This is a genomic window from Salmonella sp. SAL4457, from assembly GCF_046548235.1.
Lineage (GTDB): Bacteria > Pseudomonadota > Gammaproteobacteria > Enterobacterales > Enterobacteriaceae > Salmonella > Salmonella enterica.
This window is the reverse complement of the sequence record NZ_JBGDZO010000827.1, coordinates 1-257: the sequence shown is the minus strand read 5'-3', so window position 1 is coordinate 257 and position 257 is coordinate 1. Positions and strand designations below refer to the sequence as shown.

1 protein-coding gene is annotated in these 257 nt (G+C 60.7%); it reads right to left on the bottom strand.

The window, feature by feature from the left end:
• Window positions 1–27 precede the first annotated feature (27 nt).
• On the bottom strand, window positions 28–257 hold a 230-nt coding region (locus ACLJNW_RS26490), incomplete at its 5' end, for a helix-turn-helix domain-containing protein (RefSeq protein WP_410961552.1).

The following is a 257-nucleotide window of genomic DNA, read 5'->3' as shown; positions in this document are numbered from 1 at the left end:
GGGTCACAGATCAAGTCGCCTGACGCCCTAACTTTCCGTTTCGAAGCGATAGCCGGCGTGCGGCGTGGTGACGATGAGCCGCGGCTCCGCCGGGTCGATCTCGATCTTCTGCCGCAGGCGATAGATGAGCTGTTTGAGCATACGCTGCTTGCGAAGTGACTCGCTGCCCCACAGCTGCGTGAGCAATCGCGCAGCCGTTACCGTGCGACCTGGTGTGCTCAATAGTTGCTGGACTGCTGCGAACTCGAGAGGTGTGA